The following is a 13,319-nucleotide window of genomic DNA, read 5'->3' as shown; positions in this document are numbered from 1 at the left end:
GTGGAGCTGGCCTAGGCTTCGGGCATGCACATGACCCGTTTTTCCCGGTTCCCTCGCCTGGCCCAGTATTGTCGCCTGGCACTGGCTGTCCTGCTGCCGCTTGCCCTGACCGCCCCGGCTGCGGCCGATCTCGAACAGGCCCGGCAGGCCTATCGGGCCGGCGACTGGCAGACGGCGGTGGAGGCGGCGCGCAGCACGAACGATGCCGATGGTCTCGCCCTCGCATCCCGTGCCGTGCTGGCCCAGCTCATGATCGATCTCGACCATCCCGACCGTGCCGAGCTGGCCGAACAGGGCATCGACCTGGCCGAAGCCGCCCTCGATCGCGATGCGACCCATGTGGAGGCCCGGCTCAACCTGGCCGGTGCGCTCGGCTATCAGGGGCGTTACATGTCCGGCTGGCGCGCCTATGTCAGCCGCGTGCCGCAACGGGGTCGTCGCATACTGGAGAGCGTCGTCGCCGATGCGCCGGAGAATGCCTGGGCTCACGGCATGCTCGGCGCCTGGCATCTCGAGGTCGCCCGCCGTGGCGGTTCGCGCGGCATGAGGGCGCTGGGGGCGTCGGTCGAAGCGGGGCTGGACGCCTATAACCAGGCCATCGCGCTCGACCCCGCCGATCCGGCCCTGCGCTATTTCCTGGCCCTCGGCCTGATCGCCCTGGACGCCGGCGATGCGGGCCGCGACGCCTGGTTCGCGCTGGGGCGCGACCAGCTGGAGGCTGCCCTGACGCTGGACCCCCGTGACGCCCTGGAGGCGGCCATTCTCGACGAAGCCCGCGCGCTGCGCGACCGTCTCGATGACAGGCGCGCGGCCGCACGCTGGGCCGACCGGCGCATGCGGCGTTGAGACCGGCCTTTTTACTGGCTGACCCAGACGATGCGGGCCAGCCAGGCGATGTCGACAAGCGCAACCTGCCGGGCCGGCGCGTCCGGCATCAGCGGTTTCAGCTCCACCTCCTGGACATTGCTCTCGCCGAGCTCGAAGGCCTTCAGCTGCCCGTCGCGGAATTTCACCACGATCCGGTCGCCGCGGCGCGGCCGGTCCTCTCGGTCGACGATCAACCGGTCGCCGGGCCGATAGACCGGCGCCATGCTCTCGTCCTCGACGGTAAGCGCGAACGCCTCCTCGGAGGAAAAGGCGGGAAAGGCCATTTGCGACCAGCCCTCGCCATGCGGCATGCCGGTCGCGTCGAAGGCGTCGCTCTGCGGCCCGTCCGCCAGGCCGCGCAGGCGCAGGCCCGGCCCGCCCGATTTGCCGGCGACCAGCTGCGCGAACTCGTTGAAGCTCATATTCGCCGCGGCCAGCGCCTTGGCCAGGCTCTCCGTAGACGGCCAGCGCGGTTTTTCGCCGTCGCGGGAAAAGCGCTTGGACGGGTTGAAAGTCGTCGCATCCAGCCCCGCCCGCCGGGCCAGCCCCGAGGGCGAGGTCTGCGCCAGCGCCGCCAGCCGGTCGATCCCGCGCCATATCTGCTCGTGCGTGAACATGGGTTGCAGCCTAGAACAATGCGCCGGGATAGGAAAATGGTCTCCGACCCCCACCCCCGCCGCCTCGCAAACTTGCCTCCGTCCGCGAGCGGGGCTAACCCCGGCTCATGAGCCAGAGCAAAGCATTCCGACTCGCCACGCCCGAACGCTGGGCCGAAGTGATGGCCGAGGGGCGTTTCACCGGGGATCCGCACGATGTGGCGGACGGTTTCATCCATCTCTCCGCGGCCGACCAGGTCGAGGGCACGCTGGTCAAGCATTACAATGATCATGAGCGTCTTCTCCTGGTCGAGATCGATCTCGAGGCGCTGGGCGACAGTGTGAAGTGGGAGGTTTCGCGTGGCGGCGCCGAATTCCCGCATGTCTATGGCGATATTCCCGTGAGCGCCGTGCGCGGCATGCGTCATGTCCGGCGCAATGAGGAGGGCGACTGGGTGCTGCCGTCCGATCTGGAGCGCGACTGATGATCCACGATCTTGCAACCAGGGCCCTGCGGGGTTTCGACCCGGAACGCGCGCACCGCCTGGGCATTATCGGGCTGAAGCTCGGCCTCGGGCCGCGCCAGATGAGCCCCGATGCGCCGGTGCTGGCGACTTCTCTTGCGGGGCTCGCGCTGAGCAATCCCGTCGGGCTCGCCGCCGGCTTCGACAAGAATGCCGAAGCGCCGGACGCGCTTCTTGCCGCCGGCTTCGGTTTCGTCGAGTGCGGGGCGGTGACGCCGCGCGCCCAGGACGGCAAGCCGAAGCCGCGCATCTTCCGGCTCGACGAGGACCGCGCGGTGATCAACCGCATGGGTTTTCCGAATGAGGGGCTCGATCTTTTCCGCGAGCGTCTCGCGCGGCGTGCGGGCAAGCCGGGCGTGGTCGGCGTCAATCTGGGCGCCAATCTCGACAGCGAGGACCGGGTCGCGGACTATGTCGCCTGCCTTGAGGCGCTGAAGGGGCTGGCGAGCTTCTTTACCGTCAATGTCTCCTCGCCGAATACGCCCGGCCTGCGCGCCATGCAGGGCACGAAGGCGCTCGACGAACTGCTCGGCGCCGTTGCCGGGGTGCGCGATGCCGCGCCGGTCTTCCTCAAGATCGCGCCGGACATTGCGGACGAGGAGGCCAGCGACATGCTGGCGTCCGTGCGCCGGCACGGCATTGACGGGATGATCATCTCGAACACCTCGATCACCCGTCCGGAAAGTCTGAAGTCCGAACATATGGGCGAGGCGGGCGGTCTGTCCGGCCCGCCGGTCTTCGAGCGCTCGACCGAGCTGGTCCGCGTTTTCCGCAAGGCGGCGGGGCCGGACCTGGCCATTGTCGGCGTGGGCGGCGTGTCCGATGCGGACACCGCCTATGCCAAGATCCGGGCCGGGGCAAATGCCGTCCAGCTCTATACCGCGCTTGTCTATGAAGGGCCGGGCCTGGTCGGACGGATCAAGTCGGGTCTGGCCGAGCGGCTTCAGGCGGACGGGTTCGCATCCGTCTCCGAGGCGGTCGGCATCGACTGAAGACGCTTTTCGAGCACGGGCCAAGCCGAGGCCAGCGCGCCCGCGCGGGCCAGATAGTAGATGATGAAGGCGGCCCACACCCCGTCATTGCCGAAGCCGGGCGCCAGCATGAAATCCGCGGCGAGATAGACCAGCAATGAGGCAATGCCTGCATTGCGCATGATGCGGCCGCTGGTGGCGCCGATGAAGACGCCGTCCATCAGCCAGGCGCCCGCGCCGAGGAAGGGCACGGCGGCGCACCAGGGCAGATAGGCCATGGCCGCCTCGCGTGCGGCCTCGTCGGCGATCAGCGCGTCCAGCGCGTCCGGACCCAGCGTCACCGTCAGTACGGCAAAGACCGCACCGGCCGCGAACATCGGCTCGCCGGTCAGCCGTACGGCCCGGCGCAGGGCCTGGCGCGAGCCGCGTCCGATCGCGCGGCCGACCTCGGTCTCGGCGATGAAGGCGAAGGCATCCAGCACGAAGGCCCAGAGCGTGATGACCTGCAGCAGGACGTGATTGCCGGCGAGGGCCGCCGTGCCCTGGCGGGCGCCGGCATTGGCGAACCAGGTAAAGCCGATCACCATCGACCAGGTGCGGATCATCAGATTGACGTTCACATGGAAGAGTTCGCGCACCGGGCCGGCGGCCATGAGCTCGGCCCTGTTCAGGGCGCCTTCGGCCCAGCCGCCCTGCCGGGCGATTGTCTGGAGCAGGAAGCCGATACCGACCGCGAAGGCGGTCCAGTCGGCGATCGATGTGGCGGCGCCGACGCCGCCCGGTCCCATGTCCAGCATCAGCACGAAGACGAGGTCGAGCACGATATTGACGGCGCTGAAAACCACATAGACCGCCATGGTCGCGCCATTGCGGCCGAGCCCGATCAGCCAGCCGGTGAGGGCAAAGGTCGCCAGCGCGCCCGGCGTGCCCCAGGTGCGGGCGAGCAGATAGATCTCGCCCTTGTCCTCGGTTGCGGCCTCGCCTTGCAGGATGGCGAAGCCGCCTGCCGCGATGAGGTCGCGTGCCAGCCAGACGAGAACGCCGATCACGCCGGCGATGACGAGGGCTCGCAGGATGATGCGCTGGCCCTCCGCCAGTGCGCCGGCGCCGTCCGCCTGCGCGGTCAGGCCGGTCGTGCCCATGCGCAGGAAGTAGAAGCTCCAGTAGAAGACGGAGAAGATCGCGCCGCCAAGGGCAACGCCGCCCAGATCGGCGGTATCGCCGGACAGGCCGAGCACGAATGTGTCGGTGACGGCGGCGAGCGGCGTGGCGGCATTGGCGAAGACCAGCGGCCAGGCACGCTTGAGAACGTCAATTCGGGTGAGGGGCGCGACGGACATGTGTCGCACCTAGCCCGTGCCGGGCGGCAGGGCAAGCAGACCGGCCCGGCCGTTGCCGCGGGGAGGAGCGGGCGACTGCCGGACCGGCCTGAACGGATCAGTCGACCTGGTTCGGGCCGGCGATCGTTGTGCTCGCGATGCGAGACTGGAGGTCCTCCATCGCGGTTTCGGTCGTTTCCGCGATGCAGGCGCGCAGGGAATAGGGGCGCAGCAGATCGCCGAGCAGGCGGTCGCGGCAGGCTTCTTCCGCGGCGGCCTCGATGCGGGCTTCGATCTCGCGGACGCGGGCCGGATTGCGCAGGTCCTCGGCGGCGAAACGGACTTCGACCTGATAGTCGTCCGGCGCGGCGAGAACGGTCGGGGCAACGGCGATCGCGAACAGGGTCGCGGCAAGGCTCGTTTTCAGCATGGCTCAATCTCCTCGGCTGAATGATCATGCGATACGATTATGCATGACCTGATAGCTCAATAGTTATTGGAGAAATGTCCCGGTGAAAGAGGGTGGTCTGCGTGTTTGATGCAGCGCAACAATTCAAAAACGAATAGCGCTGATTTCTCAGGGGTTTCGCCCCGAAACCGGTCAGGGCCAAGATTTTCGTATGGGTGCGATCAGCGCTCGCAGGCGCCGTTGCCGCAGGTCCGGCGCGGTCGATAAGGGGCGAGCCAGCGATAGATCCGGTCGAGTGGAATGCGGACCGGGGCGGGCCGGGTCAGGGCAGCCAGTATCCGCCAGCGCGGCAGGCGCTCCCAGATGGCGATGAAGGCGGCCCAGCCGGTTTCGATGCGTCCGTCCGGAAGGCGCACATGCAGGGAAGCGAGGGCGGCCTCCCGGTCGATATCGGCGGGCAGGTCGCCATTGCAGTCCTGCAGCCGGATGATGTCCTCCCCATGGCGCGCATAATGCGCCATCTCCGCCCGGCATATGGGGCAGAGCGCATCATAATAGGCGATCACGGGGCCGATGCCTGTCATGCCACTCAATCTAGGGCAGCCACGCACCAGGCAAAGGTGGCAGGCTGACGCAGCCGGCAAGCCGGACGGGCCGCCGGCTGCGGCCCGCTCAGCCGGCCCGGAGGGTCAGGTCGATCCGGTCCGTTCCGGCCTCGGCGAATTGCCGGTCGATCTGCAGCATGGCGCGGTCATAGGCGTCGTCGCGGCATTCCCGGATCTCGGCCCAGACCTGAACGCCCCGCACGCCGTGAGCGCTGCATACGCGCTGGGCGGCCCGGCGGATATTGCGTTTGAGATCGTTATAGCGTTCGCGGCCTTCAAGATCGGAGGCGTAGACGCGGATGACCTCAATCTGGTGGTTATCGTCGGCAAAGGCGGCGGCACCGGTGGACAGGGCAGCCAGGCAGGCGAACAGACCGGCCGGCAGCGTGCGGAGACATGTGCGCTTGAACATGAGGGGGAGGCTCCTTTTCTGGGCGGGAGCGACCTGCCTCGCACAGGCCGTCATCCCGTCCGGGAGCCTGCCCGTCCCCGGATGGCGCTATCGTGTCGCCGACCCTAAAGTTTCGTCAGCCTGGTTTCATGAAACTATAAGGTGCCGGCAATCAGCGCGTGTCCGCCCGGCCTTCAGGCGTGATCAGGAAATGTCCGTGAAGCGTCGCGACCGGGGCGCCCTTGCGGCCCTGCCAGCCTTCCACGCGCACATTGGCGACGCGGCTGCCGCTGCGGGCGACGATGGCCCGGGCATAAACGTCCGCATCCCGTGCCGGCCGGAGATAGTCGACGGAGATGTCGATCGGTCTGGGCAATCGCGCGAGCGGCTGTGCCACCAGCAGCGAGGCGGAGGCGACGATTTCGAGAAAAGCCCCGACCGCGCCGCCATGCAGCGCCGGGATGAGCGGATTGCCGACCAGATTGTCCGCAAAGGGCAGGACGCCGGTCAGCTCGTCGCCATGCTGTTCCAGCCGGACGCCGAATTTGGCGACATAGGGCGCACCCAGAAGGGTCTCGAGCAGGGCCTGGCTCATTCCGTCCCCCCCTTCATCTCGCGCATGGCACGTTCGTGGGCGGCCTTGGACGCCTTGGAGACCATGAAGGCGGCCTGGGCCACGGCGACGGGATCCTCGGCATCGCCGTCATGGGCCGTCGCGCGGACGATCGCGACCAGGCCGTGGGATTTCAGGCTGTGGGCCTCGGCCGTCACAGTCATGCCCGGCCGGGCCGGCCGCATATAGTCGATACGCAGATCGAGCGTGGCGGGCGTGTCCACCGCGCCGAGTCCGGCAAAGGCGGCGATACCGCAGGCATGATCCAGCAGGGCCGTGATCACGCCGCCATGCAGCGTGCCGGTTTCCGGGTCGCCGACCAGCTCTTGCGAATACGGCGCACTCATCGCGCAATGGCCGCGCGCCAGCGTGTCGATCCGGAAGCCGAGCTCGACCGCGTGCGGGCAGCCGTCCACGATCAGCGGTGCAAGGGTTTCGAGGCGGGTCTGGAAGTCGTCGGTTTCGGTCATGGGTCCGCAGAATGTCAGCTTCGCCCCGCTTAGAACAGCGCGCGAGGCCGGGCCAGCGAATTCAGCCGTGCCCCATTCGCCGCGACACGACCTGTTCGAGCCCCGAGACGACGGGTTCGCGCAGCGGGTCGCCTGCATCGGCCATCTGCATCAGCTGGGCCAGCGTGGCGCGATGCATCTCGGCGATTTCCGCCTCGCTTTCGGTATAGTCCTGCGCCGTGCTCATGAAGCGTTTCAGCGAGCGGCCGACGCGGATGGCGAGCGGGTCGCCGGTGAGTTCCGTCTCGCTGGCCATGGCCAGTGCTGCCGCGCGGGCTGCGCGGATCGGCGTGGTCAGTCCGGCCTCGACATCGGCCATGCGCTTGAGGCTCGGCCCGTGCTTGCGCCGCGGTCGCCGGCGCCGGTCCGGGCCCGAGAAACGCGCCGCCTCGATAAAGCCGCGCGGCTGTTCCGTGACCGAGCGGATGCGGTCGTTCAGGCTCGCCGGCGAAACCGGCGTGATGAGGAATTCCGTGACGCCCGTATCGCGCGCGGTCTCGATCTCGCGCCGGGCGCGCGGTTGCGAGACCATGATAATCGGCGTGGCGCGCACATCGGCATCCATGGCCCGGATCTGCCGGATCAGTCTGAGCCGGTCCTCTTCGGGCGGATGATGTTCGAACCAGTCGATCAGCAGGAAGGGCGGGGCCTCGCTGTTCAGCGCCTCGAGGGTTTGTTCCGCACACCGCTCCACCATGACGTGCTCGATCCCGTTCTCGCGCAGAAGCCCGGTCAGCAGGGTACGCATGAAGCCGTTCGACTGCAGCAGGACCGGCATGCGGCTCGGCGGCATCTGGGGCTGGGCAGCGTATCGGAGGGCGGGTGTGTGCGAGCTCATTATCTCCGCTTAGCGTGGCGGTCTTGCCATCACGCAAACGAGCATGGTTAAGCGGGCAATAATGTCAGCGGGATCAGCGGTTTTCTAATCGCGGCGCAGGGCGCGAAGGAATCGGAAGACGATCCAGATCGGAATGACCAGGACGGCGCCGAGGAAGAAATAGTCGAACGCCCAGCTCGCGGTCTCGGTCAGGAAATCGATGAACCGGCCCCAGGACTCGGCGATCGTGCCGAAGAAATCGACCCAGAGGCGCCGCGGATTCACATGGAAGGCCGCCAGGACGAGGCCCGCAATGATGCACAGGAAGACGAGGCGGAGGATATCCGTCGCATTCACCTGGAAAAGGCGCTTCGCGAAGGACTTCCGGTTCTGTTCTGCGGGCTCTGTCATGAGGTCACTCTAGCATGAAATGGGGCGCAATCGGGGCCGCCCGCGAACGGGCGCCCCGGCCGGCCGGATCAGCCCTTGCGGGTAATGTTCACCTGGTGCGGGTAGGGAATGGAAATTCCGTTGCTGTCGAAGGCGGTCTTCACATTCTTCATCGCATCGAAATGGACGCCCCAATAGTCCCCGCTCGCACACCAGGCGCGGGCGACGATGTCCACGGAGGAGGCGCCGTGGGCGGTGACGGCGGTGAACACGGCCGGGTCGTCATGGACGCGCGCGTCGGCCTTCAGCGTCGTCTGGATGATGTCCATCGCCTTGTCGATATCGTCGCCGTAATCGATCGAGAAGGTGAGATCGACGCGGCGCGTTTCATTGGCGCTGTAATTGGTGATCACATCGCCCCAGGCGCTGCCATTGGGAATGATCACCTTCTTGTTGTCGCCCGTTGCGAGCACGGTGGTGAAGAGCGTGATGTCCTTCACGGCACCGGACACGCTGGCCACCTCGACCCAGTCGCCCAGCTGGTAGGGGCGGAAAAGGATGATCATTACGCCGGCGGCGAGGTTCGAGAGCGTACCCTGGAGGGCGAGGCCGATGGCCAGAGTCGCGGCGCCGAGGGCGGCGACAAGGCTGGTCGTTTCCACCCCGAAGCGCGTCAGCACGGCGATGATCACCACGGCCATCACGCCGTAATAGGCGATGGATGCGAAGAAAGCGCCGAGCGTGTCGTCCATGCGCTCGCTCTTCTGGGCCGCTGAGCGGATTGAGCGCTTGATGATGCCGGCGACGATAAAGCCGACCACCAGAATGACGATGGCGAGGAGCAGACTGCCAGCGGCAGCCATAACCTGTTCGGTGATCACGGCGATCGTCTCGGGGTTGAGATAGGTCTCGGGATTCATGGCAGCGCCCCCTGTTTATCCGGTCCTTTCATGCTCCTAGCACCGTTGCACCGGCAATGGAATTGGCATGCGGGAACAATTTGTGCGGGACGTGGCCGGGCTCAGGTGGCGGCGACAACGGCCGCTGAGGAGGCTGCAACGGCCGCGACCATGGCCGCCTGCGCGGCCAGGATGGCGGCCAGCTCGTTGGCGGCCGAAATGGGCTGGGTCCGGCCGCACTCTGCCTGGGCGAGACGCATGGCGAGGCGCGCCGCGATCTGGCCGGAAGGGCGTGGCTTGAGTGCGCGAACGGTTTCGAAACCGCGGACCAGCGCGTCGGCGATTTCCTGGCCGTGTCCCTGGGCTGCGAGGATGGCCAGCCCGGTCTTGCCGAGTCCGTGGCGCAGGCTCGACCGGCCGCGCACGGCGGTATTGAGAACCGTCCAGGCGGCCGCAAGCTCGCCGGCGTCGAAGTCGAGCAGGCAGATTTCCCGGGCGGCCGCATCGGCATGATGCTTCGGTACGCCCGCAGCGCGCAGGGCCGTGCGGGCCCGTTCCATGTGCGCCAGCGCATCCTCCGGCGTTTCGCCGAGTGCGGTGAGTATGCCGGCGAGGACTTCCTCGCGGCCGGCGTCGCGACGCCACCAGGGCGCGGCGATGGCTTCGAGCATGTCGTAATAGGCGTCGGCGTGGTGAGGCTGTCCGCCGCTCGCCGCGAGCGCGAGGGCGGCGCAGGATCCGCCATGGCTGAGGGCCCGGCCGCCGCGCAGTTTGCGGCGTTCCGCGAGTGCGTCGCGAATGGCGAAGAAATGGGCGGCCGTCCGGTCCGAGGCGGTCAGCGCGGCTGCGAAGACGAAACGCATCGCCTTGCCGGGCGTGCCCCACATGCCCAGACCCTCATTGAGATCCTCACGAACGCGCGCGGCGGATTCGACAAGGCGGTCGGGGCTCTGGTCGCTGGACAGGCAGGCCAGCGCCGAGAAGCGGGCAAAGAGTGCCTCGCCCCGCTTGGCGCTATCGAGAAAGGCACTATCGAGCGCCTCGAACCGTTCCGTAACGGTTGTGTCCATGACCCTGTTCCCCTCGCTGTCGGCAATAAGTCCGGCAAGCATGGCAAAATCAGGGCGAAATGGCAGAGGGAAGCAGGGCCTGTTTGTCCCCCGCTATCGCCGCGCCCGGAAACAGGCGCTAGGTATGAAGCATGCCGGACACTCAAGCCCCGACATTCCTGCCGCAGCGCTTCGCCGACTGGTTCGCCGGTCGCGGCTGGCAGGTGCGCCCGCATCAGCTTGAAATGATCGAGGCGGCGCAGGCGGGCGAGGATGCGCTCCTGGTCGCGCCGACCGGGGGCGGCAAGACGCTCGGCGGTTTTCTGCCCAGCCTGATCGAGCTGTCCGATGCCGTGGAGGCTGCCGGCGGCAGGCCGCGGCCATACCGTCTTCACACCCTATACATCTCCCCGCTCAAGGCCCTCTCCGTCGATGTCGCGCGCAATCTGATGACGCCGATCGAGGAGATGGGGCTGGATGTGCGGGTGGAGACGCGGACGGGCGACACCTCCGCGGGCAAGCGCCAGCGTCAGCGCGCGCATCCGCCGGACATTCTCCTGACCACGCCGGAACAGGTCGCGCTCTTTTGCGCCACGCGCAATGCGGAGGCCTTCTTTCGTGATCTCAGGCGGATCGTGATCGACGAGGCCCACGCCATTGCGCCGCAGAAGCGAGGCGACCTCCTGAGCCTCGACCTTGCCACGATCGCCCAATGGGCGCCGGAGGCGACGCGCGCCGGTCTTTCCGCAACCGTCGCCGACGAGGGCGGGCTGGCCCGCTGGATGACGCCGCAGACGGACGGTGGCAGCCGGTTTGCCCGCATCGTGCGCGGGAGCGCGGGAGCGCGTCCGCAGGTTGACATTCTGGAAGCCGAAGACCGCATTCCCTGGGCCGGCCATTCCGGGCGTCATGCCATGAAGGATGTCTATGCGCGTATCCGGGAGGCGAAGATGTCCCTGGTCTTCGTCAATACGCGCTCCCAGGCCGAGATGACCTTTCAGGAGCTCTGGGCGCTCAATGACGACAATCTTCCCATCGCCCTGCATCACGGCTCCCTGTCGCCGGAACAGCGCCGCAAGGTCGAGGCGGCCATGTCGGCGGGACGGCTGAAGGCGGTCGTCTGCACCTCGACGCTCGATCTCGGTATCGACTGGGGCGATGTCGATCTCGTCATCCAGATGGGGGCACCCAAGGGCTCCTCCCGCCTGATCCAGCGTCTCGGCCGGTCCAATCACCGGCTCGACCAGCCCTCGCGGGCCCTGCTCGCACCGACCAATCGCTTCGAACATCTCGAATGCGAGGCGGCGCGCGATGCGGTGGCGGCCAATGCACTCGACGGCGAACCGCTCAAGGCGGGCGCGCTGGACGTGCTGGCCCAGCATGTCATGGCGCGCGGCTGCGGCGAGCCCTTCGATGCGGACGGGCTCTACGAGGAGGTACGGGCGGCGGCCCCCTATGCGGAGCTCGACCGGCTCACCTTCGACCGCGTGCTCGATTTCACGGCGACCGGCGGCTATGCGCTGAACAATTACGACCGTTTCCGGCGCCTCATCCAGCGCCGCGAGGACAATCGCTGGACGGTCCGCACGCCGCAGATCGCCCAGCGTCACCGGATGAATGTCGGCACCATCGTCGAGGCCCCCATGCTGGACGTGGTCGTATCGTCACGCGGGCGGGGCGGGCACAGGCTCGGCCAGGTCGAGGAATGGTTCATCGAACAGCTCGTGCCGGGCGATACCTTCCTGTTTGCGGGGCAGGTCCTGCGCTTTCTCGGCATCGAGGAGATGACGGCGCGTGTCGCACGGGCAAGCGAGAGCGATCCGAAGATTCCGAGTTATCAGGGCGGCAAGTTTCCGCTCTCCACCTATCTCGCCCGGCGGGTCCGTGAACTCGTTCATGATCCTGAGAGCTGGCACCGTCTGCCCGGCCAGGTGCGCGAATGGCTGGAGCTGCAGAGGCTGAAGTCGCGCCTGCCCGCCGCCGACGGCCTGCTGGTCGAGACCTTCCCGCGCAATGCCCGCTATCAAATGGTCTGCTATCCTTTCGAGGGACGGCTGGCGCACCAGACGCTGGGCATGCTCCTGACGCGCCGGCTCGAGCGCCTGCGCATGCGGCCCATGGGCTTCGTGGCGAACGAGTACGCGCTCTCGGTCTGGGGATTGCGCGACATGTCCGGGCTCGATTTCGACGCGCTTTTCGACGAGGACATGATGGGTGACGATCTCGATGCCTGGCTCGCCGAAAGCCAGTTGATGAAGCGCACCTTCCGCAATTGCGCCGTGATCGCCGGTCTGATCGAGCGGCGCTTTCCGGGCCAGGAGAAAACCGGGCGCCAGGTCACCATGTCCACCGACCTCATCTATGACGTGCTGCGCGAGCACGAGCCCGACCACATCCTGCTCCAGGCCGCCTGGGCGGATGCGGGCACGGGCCTTCTGGACATTCACAGGCTGGGAAGGGCGCTGGCGCGGGTGAAGGGGCATATCGTGCACGAAGCGCTGGAGCGGATTTCGCCTCTGGCCGTGCCGGTCATGCTGGAGATCGGCAAGGAACCCGTCTATGGCGAAGGCCATGAAAGCATCCTCGCCGATGCCGAGGAGGATCTGATCGCGGAGGCGATGTCGTTTGACCGAGCGTGAGCGCGAACAGGCGGAATACCAGGCGGCCCGCATCAATGGCGAAGCGGTTCTGGCGGATCGTGCCGGCGCACTGGCCGTGCCGGACCAGTCCGCCCTGATCGTCTCGGACCTCCATTTCGAGAAGGGCTCCTCTTTCGCGCCGGGCGGACAGCTCCTGCCGCCCTACGACACCCGCACCACGCTGCGCCGGCTTGCGGCCGCGATCGACGCGCACAGACCGGAGACGGTGATCGCTTTGGGTGACAGTTTTCATGACCTGCGCGCCGGCGGCCGCATGGCGGGCGAGGACCGCGAGACGCTGGCCGGGCTGGTATCGCGGGTGGATCGCTGGGTCTGGATCGAGGGCAATCACGATCCCGCCCCGCCGCCCGATTTCGGCGGCGAGGTGTGCGAGACGCTGGAACTGGGGCGGCTCAACCTGCGTCACGAGCCGACCGATGGCTCCGCGCCGGGCGAGATCGCGGGCCATCTCCATCCCTGCGCCAAGGTGCGCAATCGCGGGCGGTCGGTGCGGGTGCGCTGTTTCGCGACCGACGGCACGCGTCTCGTCATGCCGGCCTTCGGCGCCTTCACGGGCGGGCTGAATGTCTGCGATCCGGCCTTTGCGACCGTGTTCGGCCGCGTCCCGGACGTCTTCGCCATGGGCCGTTCGCGCATCTATTCGGTTTCGGGGCGGCGCCTCGTCCCGGACGGCGCTCAGCGCCGGGCGGGCTAGGCCGGG

The 13,319-nt window shown here is 67.5% G+C and carries 16 protein-coding genes; 5 read left to right on the top strand and 11 right to left on the bottom strand.

What is annotated here, in order from left to right:
- The first annotated feature begins 30 nt into the window (after nt 1–30).
- Nucleotides 31–846: a hypothetical protein gene (locus tag AC13HB_RS09730; protein WP_482949553.1), complete on the top strand. Its 816-nt coding sequence runs from the start codon at nt 31–33 to the stop codon at nt 844–846.
- An 11-nt stretch (nt 847–857) separates the two neighbouring features.
- Here AC13HB_RS09730 and AC13HB_RS09725 read toward each other — a convergent pair whose 3' ends face one another.
- The gene (locus tag AC13HB_RS09725) at nt 858–1,484 is read right to left on the bottom strand and encodes a S24 family peptidase (RefSeq protein ID WP_482949552.1); all 627 of its coding nucleotides are present in this window, start codon (nt 1,482–1,484) and stop codon (nt 858–860) included.
- Nucleotides 1,485–1,591: 107 nt separating this feature from the next.
- Between AC13HB_RS09725 and AC13HB_RS09720 the strand changes: the two genes are divergently transcribed.
- Both AC13HB_RS09720 and AC13HB_RS09715 read left to right on the top strand, forming a co-directional pair.
- A complete protein-coding gene (locus AC13HB_RS09720) occupies nt 1,592–1,948 on the top strand; it encodes a DUF952 domain-containing protein (protein ID WP_482949551.1) in 357 nt (118 codons plus the stop codon).
- Nucleotides 1,945–2,979, top strand: coding sequence for a quinone-dependent dihydroorotate dehydrogenase (locus tag AC13HB_RS09715; protein WP_482949716.1), 1,035 nt, complete (start codon nt 1,945–1,947; stop codon nt 2,977–2,979). The genes AC13HB_RS09720 and AC13HB_RS09715 overlap by 4 nt, the downstream gene beginning before the upstream one ends.
- Here the strand turns inward: AC13HB_RS09715 and AC13HB_RS09710 are convergent.
- The 10 genes from AC13HB_RS09710 to AC13HB_RS09665 all read right to left on the bottom strand — a co-directional run bounded on the left by AC13HB_RS09710 (nt 2,931) and on the right by AC13HB_RS09665 (nt 9,980).
- The gene (locus AC13HB_RS09710) at nt 2,931–4,298 is read right to left on the bottom strand and encodes an MATE family efflux transporter (protein WP_482949550.1); all 1,368 of its coding nucleotides are present in this window, start codon (nt 4,296–4,298) and stop codon (nt 2,931–2,933) included. The genes AC13HB_RS09715 and AC13HB_RS09710 overlap by 49 nt on opposite strands.
- Before the next feature lie 97 nt (nt 4,299–4,395).
- Entirely contained in the window at nt 4,396–4,707 is a 312-nt protein-coding gene (locus AC13HB_RS09705; protein WP_482949549.1) for a UrcA family protein, read from the bottom strand.
- Between the two features lie 200 nt (nt 4,708–4,907).
- On the bottom strand, nt 4,908–5,270 hold the full coding sequence (locus AC13HB_RS09700) for a thiol-disulfide oxidoreductase DCC family protein (protein ID WP_482949548.1): 363 nt from the start codon (nt 5,268–5,270) through the stop codon (nt 4,908–4,910).
- An 88-nt stretch (nt 5,271–5,358) separates the two neighbouring features.
- Nucleotides 5,359–5,703: a UrcA family protein gene (locus tag AC13HB_RS09695; RefSeq protein WP_482949547.1), complete on the bottom strand. Its 345-nt coding sequence runs from the start codon at nt 5,701–5,703 to the stop codon at nt 5,359–5,361.
- Between the two features lie 151 nt (nt 5,704–5,854).
- Nucleotides 5,855–6,277, bottom strand: a complete 423-nt coding sequence (locus tag AC13HB_RS09690; RefSeq protein ID WP_482949546.1) for a PaaI family thioesterase — start codon at nt 6,275–6,277, stop codon at nt 5,855–5,857.
- Nucleotides 6,274–6,765 (bottom strand): PaaI family thioesterase, encoded by a 492-nt coding sequence (locus tag AC13HB_RS09685; protein WP_482949545.1) that lies wholly within the window; start codon nt 6,763–6,765, stop codon nt 6,274–6,276. Before AC13HB_RS09685 ends, AC13HB_RS09690 begins: the two co-directional genes overlap by 4 nt.
- Nucleotides 6,766–6,826: 61 nt before the next feature.
- On the bottom strand, nt 6,827–7,642 hold the full coding sequence (locus AC13HB_RS09680; RefSeq protein ID WP_482949544.1) for a response regulator: 816 nt from the start codon (nt 7,640–7,642) through the stop codon (nt 6,827–6,829).
- 84 nt (nt 7,643–7,726) lie between these two features.
- Entirely contained in the window at nt 7,727–8,032 is a 306-nt protein-coding gene (locus AC13HB_RS09675; protein WP_482949543.1) for a DUF6460 domain-containing protein, read from the bottom strand.
- Nucleotides 8,033–8,100: 68 nt separating this feature from the next.
- Entirely contained in the window at nt 8,101–8,931 is an 831-nt protein-coding gene (locus tag AC13HB_RS09670; protein ID WP_482949542.1) for a mechanosensitive ion channel family protein, read from the bottom strand.
- A gap of 101 nt (nt 8,932–9,032) precedes the next feature.
- Entirely contained in the window at nt 9,033–9,980 is a 948-nt protein-coding gene (locus tag AC13HB_RS09665; RefSeq protein ID WP_482949541.1) for a hypothetical protein, read from the bottom strand.
- A 131-nt stretch (nt 9,981–10,111) separates the two neighbouring features.
- Between AC13HB_RS09665 and AC13HB_RS09660 the strand changes: the two genes are divergently transcribed.
- Together AC13HB_RS09660 and pdeM are read left to right on the top strand one after the other, a co-directional pair.
- The gene (locus tag AC13HB_RS09660; RefSeq protein WP_482949540.1) at nt 10,112–12,598 is read left to right on the top strand and encodes a ligase-associated DNA damage response DEXH box helicase; all 2,487 of its coding nucleotides are present in this window, start codon (nt 10,112–10,114) and stop codon (nt 12,596–12,598) included.
- The gene (pdeM, locus tag AC13HB_RS09655) at nt 12,585–13,313 is read left to right on the top strand and encodes a ligase-associated DNA damage response endonuclease PdeM (RefSeq protein WP_482949539.1); all 729 of its coding nucleotides are present in this window, start codon (nt 12,585–12,587) and stop codon (nt 13,311–13,313) included. The genes AC13HB_RS09660 and pdeM overlap by 14 nt, the downstream gene beginning before the upstream one ends.
- Nucleotides 13,314–13,319 lie beyond the last annotated feature (6 nt).

Source organism: Maricaulis sp. B-26, assembly GCF_056857855.1.
This window is presented reverse-complemented; position numbering and strand designations above follow the sequence as displayed.

Coding starts and splice junctions, on each gene's coding strand:
- AC13HB_RS09685 (WP_482949545.1), bottom strand. CDS start 6,765: ATGACCGAAACCGACGACTTCCAGACCCGCCTCGAAACCCTTGCACCG.
- AC13HB_RS09700 (WP_482949548.1), bottom strand. CDS start 5,270: ATGACAGGCATCGGCCCCGTGATCGCCTATTATGATGCGCTCTGCCCC.
- AC13HB_RS09725 (WP_482949552.1), bottom strand. CDS start 1,484: ATGTTCACGCACGAGCAGATATGGCGCGGGATCGACCGGCTGGCGGCG.
- AC13HB_RS09680 (WP_482949544.1), bottom strand. CDS start 7,642: ATGAGCTCGCACACACCCGCCCTCCGATACGCTGCCCAGCCCCAGATG.
- AC13HB_RS09675 (WP_482949543.1), bottom strand. CDS start 8,032: ATGACAGAGCCCGCAGAACAGAACCGGAAGTCCTTCGCGAAGCGCCTT.
- AC13HB_RS09665 (WP_482949541.1), bottom strand. CDS start 9,980: ATGGACACAACCGTTACGGAACGGTTCGAGGCGCTCGATAGTGCCTTT.
- AC13HB_RS09710 (WP_482949550.1), bottom strand. CDS start 4,298: ATGTCCGTCGCGCCCCTCACCCGAATTGACGTTCTCAAGCGTGCCTGG.
- AC13HB_RS09660 (WP_482949540.1), top strand. CDS start 10,112: ATGCCGGACACTCAAGCCCCGACATTCCTGCCGCAGCGCTTCGCCGAC.
- AC13HB_RS09670 (WP_482949542.1), bottom strand. CDS start 8,931: ATGAATCCCGAGACCTATCTCAACCCCGAGACGATCGCCGTGATCACC.
- AC13HB_RS09705 (WP_482949549.1), bottom strand. CDS start 4,707: ATGCTGAAAACGAGCCTTGCCGCGACCCTGTTCGCGATCGCCGTTGCC.
- AC13HB_RS09695 (WP_482949547.1), bottom strand. CDS start 5,703: ATGTTCAAGCGCACATGTCTCCGCACGCTGCCGGCCGGTCTGTTCGCC.
- AC13HB_RS09730 (WP_482949553.1), top strand. CDS start 31: ATGACCCGTTTTTCCCGGTTCCCTCGCCTGGCCCAGTATTGTCGCCTG.
- AC13HB_RS09690 (WP_482949546.1), bottom strand. CDS start 6,277: ATGAGCCAGGCCCTGCTCGAGACCCTTCTGGGTGCGCCCTATGTCGCC.
- AC13HB_RS09720 (WP_482949551.1), top strand. CDS start 1,592: ATGAGCCAGAGCAAAGCATTCCGACTCGCCACGCCCGAACGCTGGGCC.